The organism is Clostridium sp. KLE 1755 (assembly GCF_000466465.2).
GTDB classification, from domain to species: Bacteria; Bacillota; Clostridia; order Lachnospirales; family Lachnospiraceae; genus Eisenbergiella; species Eisenbergiella porci.
Genome location: NZ_KE992714.1, coordinates 1 through 12,597 on the forward strand (window position 1 = coordinate 1; position 12,597 = coordinate 12,597).

Consider the following 12,597-nt stretch of genomic DNA (forward strand, 5'->3'; position numbering starts at 1 on the left):
ATGAAATCTACAAGGTGGGCGGCGCGCAGGCCATTGCCGCCATGGCCTTCGGAACCGAAAGTATCCCCAAGGTGGATAAAATTACCGGCCCCGGCAATATTTTTGTTGCTCTTGCCAAAAAAGCCTGCTTCGGCTATGTGAGCATTGACTCCATTGCAGGTCCCAGTGAAATTCTGGTCATTGCCGACGAAACGGCCAATCCCCGTTATGTGGCGGCGGATCTTCTTTCCCAGGCGGAACATGACGAGCTGGCAAGCGCCATCCTCATCACCACAAGTGAAGAACTGGCGGAAAAGGTATCGGAAGAAATTGACGGCTTCCTTACTACGTTAAGCCGCAGGGAAACCATTCAAAAATCACTGGACAATTACGGGTATATCCTGATTGCTCAGGATTTGGACGAGGCGGTGGAAACCGCCAACGAAATTGCCTCCGAGCATCTGGAAATTCTGACAAAGGATCCTTTTTCCGTTATGACAAAGATCAGGAATGCCGGCGCTATTTTCCTTGGGGAATACTCCAGCGAGCCGCTGGGTGATTACTTCGCCGGCCCCAACCATGTGCTTCCCACCAACGGAACCGCCAAATTTTTCTCACCCTTAAATGTGGATGATTTTATGAAAAAAACAAGCATCATTTCCTATTCGCGGGACGCTTTGGGAAAAGCCCATAAGGATATCGAGCTTTTTGCCGAACGGGAAGGCTTGACTGCACATGCAAATTCGATTAAAGTTAGATTTGAATAATTATTTTTTCAGGAGGATTGGTCATGGGACAGGACGCGGAAGGAGTACGCCGGGCACAGCGGTGCGCATGCATGAAAAGAACCACCAGAGAAACAGATATCACTCTGACGTTGAATCTGGACGGAAGCGGAAAAAGCGATATTCATACGGGCATCGGTTTTTTCGATCATATGCTGGAGGGTTTTGCGAAGCATGGTTTTTTTGACTTGACCGTCCAGGTCAACGGTGATCTGCACGTGGACGGCCATCATACTGTGGAAGATACCGGGATCGTCCTGGGCCAGGCCATTGCCCAGGCTGCAGGAAACAAGGCCGGTATCCGCCGTTATGGTTTTTTCATGCTTCCCATGGATGATGCGCTTGCTTTAAGCGCCGTGGATCTTTGTGGAAGACCCTGGCTGGAATTCGACTGCAGCTTTCCCACGCCTGTGATAGGCACGCTGGACAGCCAGCTGCTCCGGGAGTTTTTCTATGCAGTATCCTATAGCGCCGCCATGAACCTCCACCTGAAAATGCTGTCCGGGCAGAACAGCCATCATATGGCGGAAGCCATGTTCAAGGCATTTGCCAAGGCGCTTGATATGGCTACAGGATACGATGAACGCATTGACGGCGTCCTGAGCACCAAGGGAAGCCTGTAAGCGGAAGCGGAAGGAATTTCCGGCATAATTCCGGGCTTCTTTCCGCCGTGCCGGAAGAACTGTGCGGATAGTATTACGGAAAAAGCAAACGAAAGAGCAGGAGAGCCAATGAACTCAAAAAAATTTTTGCTATGTATTTATTTGTATCAGAAGAGAGCGGTAAGCAGTCTTGATGATTTGCATGAGGTCAGCATTGATCCGGTGGCTTTGGCAGAGAGCTACAGTGACAACAAATGCGACGGCATCATCGTATTTGACCTTTCCTCCACTGACAGGGAGCATGAGGAAGCCATAGACATCATCAAAGAAATATGCGCCACCGTGGCCGTTCCCGTAATCGGCGCCGGTGCGATCCACCGCATGGAAGACGTGAAAAAACTACTCTATGCCGGATGCCGCCAGGCGGTGCTTGATTATACGGAAGAAGATAATATCGCAGTCACCCGTGAGGTCTCCCTGAAATTCGGCGCGGATAAGCTGCTTGCGATGACAGACAGCAGTAAGGTGATCAGGGAGCAGTGCGCTCTGATCAACCAATATATCAGCAGCGTTCTCGTACGGGAGCCGGCCATTCTGAAGGAAACGGCCGAAATCAGCCCTGTTCCTGTCATTACAACGCTTCCTGAGATCTCCCTGGAAAAAATCATTGAAATCCTGAAAATGGAAAATGTGGACGGCATCGCAGGGAAGCTTGTGAATGATAACTATAAAGAAATCGAAGCGCTGAAAAAGCTCTGCCGAGATAACGGCATAGAGGTTTCCGAAATTACCGCCGCCTATCAGTGGTCTGATTTCAAACTGAATTCCGATGGCATGATTCCCGTAATTGTACAGGACTACAAAACTGACGCGGTTCTCATGCAGGCATATATGAACGAAGAAGCCTATCTGGCCACCATACATACAGGTAAAATGACCTACTACAGCAGAAGCCGCCAGGAGCTTTGGATCAAGGGCGAAACAAGCGGCCACTATCAGTATGTCAAATCCCTTCACGCAGACTGCGACATGGATACCATCCTCGCCCGCGTGGTACAGATTGGGGCTGCCTGCCATACAGGTTCCTACAGCTGCTTTTTCAACGAAATACTCACCCTGGACGACACCGCGGACACTCAGCATAACCCGTTGAAGGTTTTCGAAGATGTCTTTGCCGTTATCAAGGATCGTAAGGAGAATCCCAAGGAGGGTTCTTACACCAATTATCTGTTTGACAAAGGCATTGATAAAATCCTGAAAAAACTGGGAGAAGAGGCCACCGAAATCGTTATCGCCGCCAAAAATCCCAACCCCAATGAAATTAAGTATGAAATCTGCGACTTCCTTTACCATATGATGGTTCTTATGGCTGAAAAAGATGTTACCTGGGAAGAAATTACTGCGGAGCTGGCAAATCGATAGATCCTTATTCTTTGATTTTTGCTTTGGAAAAGTAGTTTTGTCCGGAATTAATGGTTAGTTTCTGATTATACAAAAAAGAATAGAAATAAATGCAGTATTCAGGAGACAGGCCGGTAAGTTTAAGGCCTGCCTCTTTTTTAAGTGGAAATAAGGTACAGAAAGTTCACCTTTCTATTTAGAAAAGTATAGTAAAAAATAAGTTTTTATGTTGATAATAGTTATTTTGGAGAATATAATAAGGATATATGTAATATAATTTTGTACTTTTTCTGCTTATATTGCGCTAAAGCGTTTTATATGTGCAGTGAAGAGAATGTTTGCTATATGCAGAAAGCATTGACGCGGGGGATACATGGAAAAAACATATCATTCTCATTATCGGGAAAAAGATCAGCAATATCAGCTCAATGTAAATCATCAGATAAATGTAGCCCGGCTTGCAGAAAACTATTGTCCTTTGCCCGAATTGAAAAAGACGGCTTGGCTGACAGGAATTCATCATGATGATGGAAAATATCCGGAGGAATGGCAGGAATATTTTGAAAAGTCCTTAAAAGAAGAAGGATGCAATGAAGGTAAACTGGACCATTCCACACTTGGCGGTTTAGTGGTAAATCAATATTTGCCAGGAACCTTGCTTGGGGAAATGGTACAGGATGCCATTTATATGCATCATGGTCTGCAGGATTGTGTATCAATTTCTGATGGAAGCATTTTATTGGAAAAAAGGAAACAGAAGTATACTGCGGAAAAGGTAAAGGCTGTGTGCAGAGAAGCGGAAGTTCTGCTTGAGGCGTCTGAACTGAAGCTGAACGCGGCGGAAATGGCTGAAATAAGGAAGAAGGCCAGAGCTGATTTAAATGTTTTAGCCAAAGAAGTGCAACTGTTTGCAAAAAATAACAATGGCTTATATGGTAATCGTAATTTTTATCTGGGTATGTTGGAGAGACTGCTGTTTTCATCCCTGATGGATGCTGACTGGAGGGATACGGCGGATTTTATGGAGAACCGTAAAACTGATACAGGAATGAGCCAGGATGAAATTCAGAAGGTTTGGGAGTACGGTATTATTACTTTGGAAAATAAATTAAACGAATTGGATAAGACTTCTGAGATAGCATCCTGTCGGCAGGATATATCTGCACGCTGCCGAAACGCAGCATACGCTTCCGGCAATTTATTCCGTCTTTCCGTTCCTACCGGAGCAGGGAAGACGCTAAGTACTTTGCGTTTTGCATTGCATTGTGCAAAGGCGAATAAAAAAAGACATATTTTCTATGTTGCGCCCTTTAAAAGTATACTGGAACAAAATGCGAGTGTTATCAGAACAAGTCTGGATATGCCAGATATGATATTGGAACATCACAGTGATGTGGTTCAGGAAGAGGTGAAAGGACAGCAACGTTATGAGCGGCTCATAGAAAACTGGGATGAAGTGCCGGTGATAGTGACCACTGCAGTACAGTTTTTTCAGACGCTGTTCAAGGAAAAGAGGAGCAGTATCCGTCGGTTTCACAGTCTGTGTGACAGTGTAATCATTTTTGATGAGGTACAGGCTATGCCTGTTAAGCTGCTGCAGCTATTTAATCTGGCGGTTAATTTTCTGACACAGTTCTGCAATACAACGATTGTTCTATGTACGGCAACACAGCCGCTTTTGGACAGGCTTCCTGAAAACAGAATGCTGCCGCCGGTTGATATGGTCAACAGTATTTCAGCATATAAAGAGGTTTTCAGGCGTGTGGAATTTCATGATTGTACGCAAGATTGCGGAAAGGGTTTCAATATTTCACAGGCGGTTGATTTTATTTTGGAAAAATCACGGCAGATGGATCAGGTACTCATGATATGCAATACAAAATCCTGCGCACTTGATATTTACGAGCAGCTGAAGGGGAAAACAGAGGGAGGTTTATACCATTTGAGCACACTGATGTGTGCTGAGCACAGAAGTAATGTTTTGAAAGAAATCAGAGAACGTCTTGACAGGAATGAAAAGGTAATCTGCATCAGTACGCAATTGGTGGAAGCTGGTGTGGACTTTTCTTTTCAATGTGTGATTCGGTCTCTGGCAGGTCTTGATAACCTAATACAGGCAGCGGGAAGATGTAACCGGAACGGAGGGCCGGAAAAAGGGCTGGTCTGTCTTATCAAAATGTCTGAGGAAGCGGAAAGAATCTCCTCTCTTAAGGATATCAGAACGGCACAAGAAGCTATGTTGTGTACGCTTCAGGCATACCGTAAAAGCCCGGAAAGTTTTAGAGAAAGGTTGGATTCAGAGGAAGCGGTTACATTGTATTTCAAATATTATTTGATGGAACGCAAAGATGAAACCTCTTATCCGGTACTGAAGGAATGGGGAAGGAGCAGCCTGGTAGAGCTACTGTCCGATAATAAAATTTTTGCTGCCGAGAAAAAAGAAATCAGGCTGAAGCAGGCGTTCCTGAGCGCAGGACAGATTTTCACTGTAATTGATGATAAGGGTTTGAAAAATATTCTAGTCCCTTATAGGGAAGGTAAAGGACTGATTCAGGCTCTTCAGAGCGAGGCAGATCCTGAACAGAAAAGAATTATTTTGCGAAAGCTGCAGCGTTATTCGGTGGGAGTATCAGAAAAAACACTGAAAAATTTGGGGAACGCGGTTTATGGGATTGAAGAAAATCGGGTGCTGGTTTTGGCAGAAGGTTATTATGATGAAAACGTTGGTCTTAAGGAGGAACCATCGGCATTGGATTTTTTGAATTTTTAAGAAGGAGGGAGATAAAAGGTGCAGGCTAAATACAGAAATACGGTGGAATTTCAGGTCAGCGGTGATTATGCATTATTTTCGGATCCGGTTACCAGAGTCGGCGGTGAAAAATTTTCTTATCAGATTCCTACCTATGAAGCTATCAAAGGGATTCTGCAAAGTATATATTGGAAACCGACGATAATTTGGCGTATTGATGAGTTGAGAGTGATGAATCCCATCCAGACGGAGACAAAAGCGATTCGTCCAATCGCGTATAATGGGGGAAATGACCTTTCCTATTATACTTACCTGAAAGATGTGCGTTATCAGGTAAGGGCGCATTTTGTCTGGAATGAGAACCGCCCTGAACTGGAAGGGGACAGAGATGAAAATAAACATCATAATATTGCCAAACGGATGATTCAAAGAGGCGGACGGAGAGATATCTTCCTGGGGACCAGAGAATGTCAGGGATATGTGGAACCCTGTGTGTTTGGGGAAGGAGAAGGTTATTATGATACTCCCTCCAGAGAGGTGGCTTTCGGTTTTATGTATCATGGAATTACATATGCCGATGAAGCCGTGCTGGAGGAGGACAGAGGAAAAATGACTGTTCGGTTTTGGCGGCCGGTCATGAAGAATGGGTATGTGACTTTTTTGGCTCCGGAGGAATGTTCGGATAAACGGATGATTCATGAAATGGGAATAAAGGCCTTTCCGGATAAAAAATTCAGCGGTCTTCAGGAATTTTCGGAAGAAGGTGATGAGGAATGAACTGGATAGCAGAATTATGCGATTTGTATGATAAAAATCAGCATCTGGCTGGCAGGATGGGGGAAGATCATATTGTTTTGCTTCCGCCCTACCATACTACGGTAGCGGCACAAATTACGGTGACGATTGACGGAGACGGCAATTTTCTGCGAGCGGAAACGGTACCGGACGAGGACAAGCTGACTATTATTCCCGTAACTGAAAAATCGGCCAGCAGAACGGCAGGAATTGAGCCTCACCCGCTTTGTGACAATCTGAAATATCTCGCGGCGGATTATAATCAGTTTGTCAAAGGAAAAGACTGCTCTAAAAACCATTTGCTGTACATGGAACAGCTGAAGAAATGGGCGGATTCCTCTTACTGCCATTCAAAAGTTAAGGCTGTTTATCAGTATCTGGAAAAAGGTACGTTGATGAAGGATCTTAATAATCAAGGTATCTTTATACAGGATGAATCGGGAAAGATTTCCGAAAAGGCAAAAATACAGATTGTTGCTCAAACGGACGCATTTATACGGTTTCAAATAGATACAGGGGAAGTATTACCGGAAGATGCGCTGATGGATGACAGCGGCAGTTTGTCAGTGAAATGCTGGAAAGACTGTTCTTTACAACAAAATTACATAGAATATTGCAGATCTCAGCAAAAAGAGACAGGACTTTCCTACCTGACAGGCGACTTAACGCAAATTTCCTGGCTGCAGCCCAAGAAGATTCGGAATGAAGGAGATGGAGCGAAGCTGATTTCTGCAAATGATGAATCTAACTATACTTACCGCGGGCGTTTTGCCAATAAAGAAGAGGCTTTTTCCATCGGCTATGAGGATTCCCAAAAGGCTCACAATGCACTTAAATGGCTTCTGCGGAAGCAGGGAACGAATTATGGAAGCCTATACCTTGTGACCTGGGAATCCGATTTAAAAACTGTGGCGGACTGGCAAAGCAGTTCGGATGAGTTATGCATACAGGCAGAAGCATTACCGGACGAAGTCTCCGAAGAGGAAGAAGAATTTTCCGATGAAGTATGGGATGAGGAAGAAGAACAATATAAGGGAACCGGAGAAGCCGGGGCAATGCGTTTCCGACAGGCAATAAAAGGATACCGCAAAAATCTGACTCAGACTTCCAATACCATGATTATGGCCTTTGATGCTGCAACAACAGGTCGTTTGGCTATGGTGGAATGCAGAAGCTATGATTCCTCCCGATATCTGGACAGCCTTCAGAGCTGGTATGAACGTTGCGAATGGAGGCAGCCAAAGAGCAGTAAAGAAAGAGGGCGGTATATTTATTATGGTATGGTAGGGATTAAGGATGCCGCAGAGCTTTTATACGGAACGGAACAAAACGGTTATTTCTCCCTTTCGGGGAAAGAAGAACGTTATAAAGATGTGGTGAAGCGATGGATGCCCTGTATTCTCGATAAAAAAGAGGTTCCGGCAGACATGGTGAGACTTGCTGTACAACGGGCATCTTCGCCGGTTTCATTTGAAAGCCGTTTTCTATGGGAAAGAATTCTGGCACTGGCATGCTCACTTGTAAAACAACAGATTGAAAAAAGGTATGGGGAGGTATATACGATGGCATTGGATAAAAAATGTCGAAAGAGGGAATATTTGTTTGGCCGACTGCTGGCCGTGGCGGACAGAATTGAGTATCGTACTTTTGATAAGGAGGACGGACGGGAAACGAATGCAAAACGTTATATGAGCGCATTCTCCCAGCACCCTTACAGAACGTGGAAGGTTCTGGAGGAAAAGCTGGAACCATATTTTATGCGCTTAAAGGCTCCGGAGCGTCTTGTGTACCAGAGACTGCTGGATGATATCTGTAACCTGTTTGAAATAGAAGACTTTGAAAATGATACGGCACTGAATGGCTTATATTTACTGGGATTTCATAATCAATCCTATGCCCTGAAAGAGAAAAAGAAAGAAGAGGAGGAATAAATAATGAGTGAACTGAAAGGGAAAATTGATTTTGTGGCATTAATATCTGCAACGGAGGCTAATCCGAATGGAGATCCGCTGAATGGGAACCGTCCGAGAGAAAATTTTGATGGGTTTGGGGAAATCTCTGATGTTTGTATCAAGAGAAAAATAAGAAACCGCTGGCAGGATATGGGACAGAAAATTTTTGTACAATCGGATGATCGTTCGGATGATACATATAGCAGTCTGAAGGAACGTGCGGATGGATATACCCCTTTGCAGGAGGAAATCAAGAAAGGGAAAAAGGCTGATCGGGATAAATGTGCACAACTGGCCTGTCAGGAATGGCTGGATGTCCGCAGCTTCGGACAGGTATTCGCTTTTAAAGGCGTAGAAGTATCTCTTGGCGTAAGAGGACCGGTATCTATTCATCAGGCTGTCAGTGTTTCTCCGGTAGATATTGTCAGCATGCAGATTACCAAAAGTGTAAACAGTGAGGCCGGTAAAGAGGGAAAGGCTTCCGATACCATGGGAACAAAGCATAGGATTGAGTTTGGACTTTATGTATTAAAAGGCAGCGTTAACGTGCAGCTGGCGGAAAAAACAGGGTTTTCTGAGGAAGATGCCCAACTGCTGAAAGAAGCGTTGAAGACTTTGTTTGAAAACGATGCATCCTCAGCAAGGCCGGAAGGAAGCATGGAAGTCTGCCGGCTTTACTGGTGGCAGCATGAAGAAAAGATGCCTGCGGTTTCTACCGCAAAGGTACATCGAAGTGTAAAAATTGAGAAGAAAACGGACCATCCAAGATCCTTTAACGATTATGATATTTATTATGAAAATCCTGGTTGTGTAGAACCGGAGGTGTATGATTTTGTATGAGGAAGATGAATTTCTGCAGCTGTCCGGCATACAGCATTTTGCATTCTGCAGGAGACAATGGGCGCTTGCTTATATAGAGCTTCAGTGGTCGGAAAATGTGCGGACTGTGGAAGGAAAACTTCTTCATGAAAAGGCTCATGATGTGATGAGCAGGGAAAAGCGCGGAGACCTGCTCATCTCCCGGGCCATGCCGATCAGCTCCAGAGAGCTTGGTATCAGCGGAGAATGTGATATCGTAGAATTTCATCGGGCGGAAGCTGGCGAGGGGATTTTTCTTCAGGGTCAGGAGGGGGAATGGTCTGTAATACCTGTTGAATATAAAAGGGGTTCACCGAAACCGAATCAGGTTGATATTCTTCAGCTGGCTGCACAGGCAATGTGTCTGGAAGAGATGCTATGCTGCAGTATTCCATATGGATACCTTTATTATGGAGAGATCCGGCACAGGGAAAAAGTCGAACTGACTGAATCAGTGAGAAATGAAGTAAAGTCGATGTTCCAGGAGATGCACCAATATTTTGCAAGGAGATATACACCGAAGGTCAAATGGAGCAAGAGTTGCAATGCCTGTTCCTTACGTGATATTTGTCTGCCTGTGCTTGGAAAAGGAAAGTCAGCCGGAAGTTATGTAGAGGAACATATTGAAGAATAATTGGCTGTATGAAGTTTATGGAATCTGCACGATATTGAATGGTGAAAGGGACCGGGGGAAAAGCTGTGAAGAGATTATTGAATACACTTTATGTGACATCTCATAACCGTTACTTGTCTCTGGACGGGGAAAATATTGTTGTTTTGGAGAAAGAAAAGGAAGTTGGAAGAGTGCCGCTCCATAATCTGGAGGCCATTGTTACTTTTGGCTATACTGGTGCAAGTCCGGCACTCATGGGTGCATGTGCAGAACGAAATATCGGTCTGACTTTCCTTTCCGGGAATGGCAGGTTTATTGCGCGGGTAACAGGAGAAGTATATGGAAATGTGACGCTTCGCAAAGAACAGTATCGCAGAAGTGAGTCAGAAGAAGAAAGTCTGAAAATTGCAAGGAATTGTATTGCCGGAAAGGTCTATAATTCCCGTTGGATTGTGGAGAGGGCAGCGAGAGATTATCCTCTACGGCTGGATGTCGAGAAGCTGAAGAGTAAATCAGCTTTCCTTGCACAATCCCTTAAAAAGATCCGTACCTGTCCTGATGCGGCTGCGCTCAGGGGATTGGAAGGAGAAGCAGCCTCTGTGTATTTTTCTGTTTTTGATGATATGATTTTGCAGCAGAAGGATACCTTTTCATTTCATGGCCGGAATAAAAGACCTCCGCGGGATGAAGTAAATGCAATGCTGTCTTTTGCCTATACCCTGTTAACGTCTATGTGTGCCAGCGCACTGGAGACAGTAGGGCTTGATCCTTATGTAGGTTTTTTTCATACAGATCGTCCGGGCAGAAAATCGCTGGCGCTGGATATGGTTGAAGAATTCCGCAGTGTGATGGCGGATCGGTTTGTATTGACTTTAATCAATAAGAAAATTGTAAATGAAAAGGGATTCCAGCGAAAAGAAAGCGGTGCTGTGATTATGGATGAAGAACTGCGGAAAATTTTCCTTTCCTCCTGGCAGTCTAAAAAGCAGGAGATAATCACACACCCATTTTTAGGAGAAAAAGTAGAGTGGGGAATGCTGCCTTATGTTCAGGCAATGCTTTTAGCAAGATATCTGCGAGGGGATTTGGATGAATATCCGCCTTTTTTCTGGAAATAAGAATTTTCGGTATAAAAGGTTGTATCATCTGGGTAAGGTGTTTTGAAAAGTGTTATGCTATCTTGAAACGTTATTTCAAAATAATGTGCTTCTGTATTGCCCTTTTATATCAAAGACATAACAGGCGTAATGTGGCAATAACATAGCATTAAAGGAGCAAAAATGCTGGTATTGATAACATATGATGTGAATACAGAAACTGTAGCAGGTCGAAGTCGTTTGCGAAAAGTTGCAAAGCAATGTACAAATTACGGTCAAAGAGTACAGAATTCTGTTTTTGAATGCAATATGGATGCAGCTAAATGTCGGCAGGTAAAGGCGATTCTGGAAGAAATTATAGATAAGGATAAAGATAGCCTGCGCTTTTACTATCTTGGAGATAATTATAAAAATAAAGTGGAGCATATAGGCGCAAAGCCTGGATTTGATGTAACAGAAACTTTATTTATTTAAATTGTACTGTTCAGTACCGTCTCAGTATATGCCAAAATCCATCCTGAGGAGCAGAATGGATCACTGCCCAACTTCAGAATGGGTTGCTCCACTCCGCTAGCTTTCCAATAAGGCTCAGCGGGAACTCAACTGGTCGTTATTGCATAAGTCTTATCAGCGAATGTGCTTGGAAGTAAAAGTGTCTCCAGAATATGCTGGAAGGCACCAACACCAAACTGTCTGGCAAAGTGTCAGAAACGAATTGCTGTTACTTTCTGAAGAACTTAACATCAAAAATCTGGATAAAGAGATTTACAATTTTACGAAAACGGAAGAAAAACAGGCGTCCCAGGCAATTCAGAAAGTCACTGGTATAGGGAATGCCAGCTCATAGGCTGTCATTTCAGACATCGAAACAGATACGGGCTGTTTTCCTACAGACAGGTACATTTCTTCCTGGATAGGGTTATGTCAAGGTGATAACGGGAGTGTCAAAAAACGATAGTCCGGTAAAACGGGAAGGAAAGCGCTCTTTTGCGAACAACGCTGATTGTCTGTGCACATTCAGCTGTCAAGAATAAAAATTACTGTTTCCATACGTAGGTCATGAAGAGCAGTGTTCACAGGAGGTAAGCTTGCCTATGCCGCAGTTGTCCATTTCATGCTCGCAGCCATTTAATAAATCCTCAAAGTCGGAGTGGTTCTTAGGTTCCTGGAGTTTTGATTACTACAACCAATTCAACAAGGAACGTAAGAACAATGCATATCTGATAAAATTAAAAGTACTTTTCTGGGAATTATCAGTAGTTGCTACCTGAATCTTAAAGAAAAGTTCAAAAAACGCTTTTTAAATTTGTGATGGATTGTTTGCGCTTTTTTGGTATCCGGAAGGTCATTTTTCACAGTAAACAGCCTTCGGTGATGAATTTTGGCGTTCCTGATACATATTTAGTCTAATTTTATGTGGATGATTCATTTTGTGGATAATGTAATCAGAACAAAGAATACTAAAGGTTTGTTTGAGTATGAGATGCTGGTGCGAATGTGAAGTGAACATAAAGCCCCCGGGAGATTCGCACCATGTATTTTCGAAAAAAAGAATAATTTATTTTAGACATATGATAATTTTGAAAATCTAGTTGATAATATTATTGCTTTTATGTCAAAATTAGATATAAAATGTCTTGATGAAGGATATTCATTTGTTGATATTTGCGGTCTTCCTCTGTATAGAGGAAGTGGATTGAAATATTTGTGCTCTGCGCCGGTAGAAACCACCATCTAGTCTTCCTCTGTATAGAGGAAGTGGATTG

Annotated in this window: 10 protein-coding genes; all 10 read left to right on the forward strand. The window is 43.7% G+C overall.

Annotated elements, in window-relative coordinates; all coding sequences use genetic code 11:
• A partial coding sequence (hisD, locus tag HMPREF1548_RS13820) for a histidinol dehydrogenase (RefSeq protein ID WP_021636848.1) occupies nucleotides 1-746 on the forward strand: 746 nt, incomplete at its 5' end.
• A gap of 23 nt (nucleotides 747-769) precedes the next feature.
• Complete coding sequence (gene hisB, locus HMPREF1548_RS13825) at nucleotides 770-1,387, forward strand: imidazoleglycerol-phosphate dehydratase HisB (RefSeq protein ID WP_021636849.1); 618 nt, start codon at nucleotides 770-772, stop codon at nucleotides 1,385-1,387.
• Nucleotides 1,388-1,495: 108 nt separating this feature from the next.
• The gene (hisIE, locus tag HMPREF1548_RS29005) at nucleotides 1,496-2,788 is read left to right on the forward strand and encodes a bifunctional phosphoribosyl-AMP cyclohydrolase/phosphoribosyl-ATP diphosphatase HisIE (RefSeq protein ID WP_021636850.1); all 1,293 of its coding nucleotides are present in this window, start codon (nucleotides 1,496-1,498) and stop codon (nucleotides 2,786-2,788) included.
• Between the two features lie 352 nt (nucleotides 2,789-3,140).
• A complete protein-coding gene (locus HMPREF1548_RS13835; RefSeq protein WP_021636851.1) occupies nucleotides 3,141-5,537 on the forward strand; it encodes a CRISPR-associated helicase/endonuclease Cas3 in 2,397 nt (798 codons plus the stop codon).
• An 18-nt stretch (nucleotides 5,538-5,555) separates the two neighbouring features.
• Nucleotides 5,556-6,293, forward strand: coding sequence for a type I-C CRISPR-associated protein Cas5c (gene cas5c, locus HMPREF1548_RS13840; RefSeq protein ID WP_021636852.1), 738 nt, complete (start codon nucleotides 5,556-5,558; stop codon nucleotides 6,291-6,293).
• The gene (gene cas8c, locus HMPREF1548_RS13845) at nucleotides 6,290-8,242 is read left to right on the forward strand and encodes a type I-C CRISPR-associated protein Cas8c/Csd1 (protein ID WP_021636853.1); all 1,953 of its coding nucleotides are present in this window, start codon (nucleotides 6,290-6,292) and stop codon (nucleotides 8,240-8,242) included. Before cas5c ends, cas8c begins: the two co-directional genes overlap by 4 nt.
• Nucleotides 8,243-8,245: 3 nt before the next feature.
• On the forward strand, nucleotides 8,246-9,103 hold the full coding sequence (cas7c, locus tag HMPREF1548_RS13850; protein WP_021636854.1) for a type I-C CRISPR-associated protein Cas7/Csd2: 858 nt from the start codon (nucleotides 8,246-8,248) through the stop codon (nucleotides 9,101-9,103).
• On the forward strand, nucleotides 9,093-9,755 hold the full coding sequence (cas4, locus tag HMPREF1548_RS13855; RefSeq protein WP_035322156.1) for a CRISPR-associated protein Cas4: 663 nt from the start codon (nucleotides 9,093-9,095) through the stop codon (nucleotides 9,753-9,755). Before cas7c ends, cas4 begins: the two co-directional genes overlap by 11 nt.
• A gap of 65 nt (nucleotides 9,756-9,820) precedes the next feature.
• The gene (gene cas1c, locus HMPREF1548_RS13860) at nucleotides 9,821-10,852 is read left to right on the forward strand and encodes a type I-C CRISPR-associated endonuclease Cas1c (protein WP_025489982.1); all 1,032 of its coding nucleotides are present in this window, start codon (nucleotides 9,821-9,823) and stop codon (nucleotides 10,850-10,852) included.
• A 162-nt stretch (nucleotides 10,853-11,014) separates the two neighbouring features.
• Nucleotides 11,015-11,305, forward strand: a complete 291-nt coding sequence (cas2, locus tag HMPREF1548_RS13865; RefSeq protein WP_021636857.1) for a CRISPR-associated endonuclease Cas2 — start codon at nucleotides 11,015-11,017, stop codon at nucleotides 11,303-11,305.
• Nucleotides 11,306-12,597 lie beyond the last annotated feature (1,292 nt).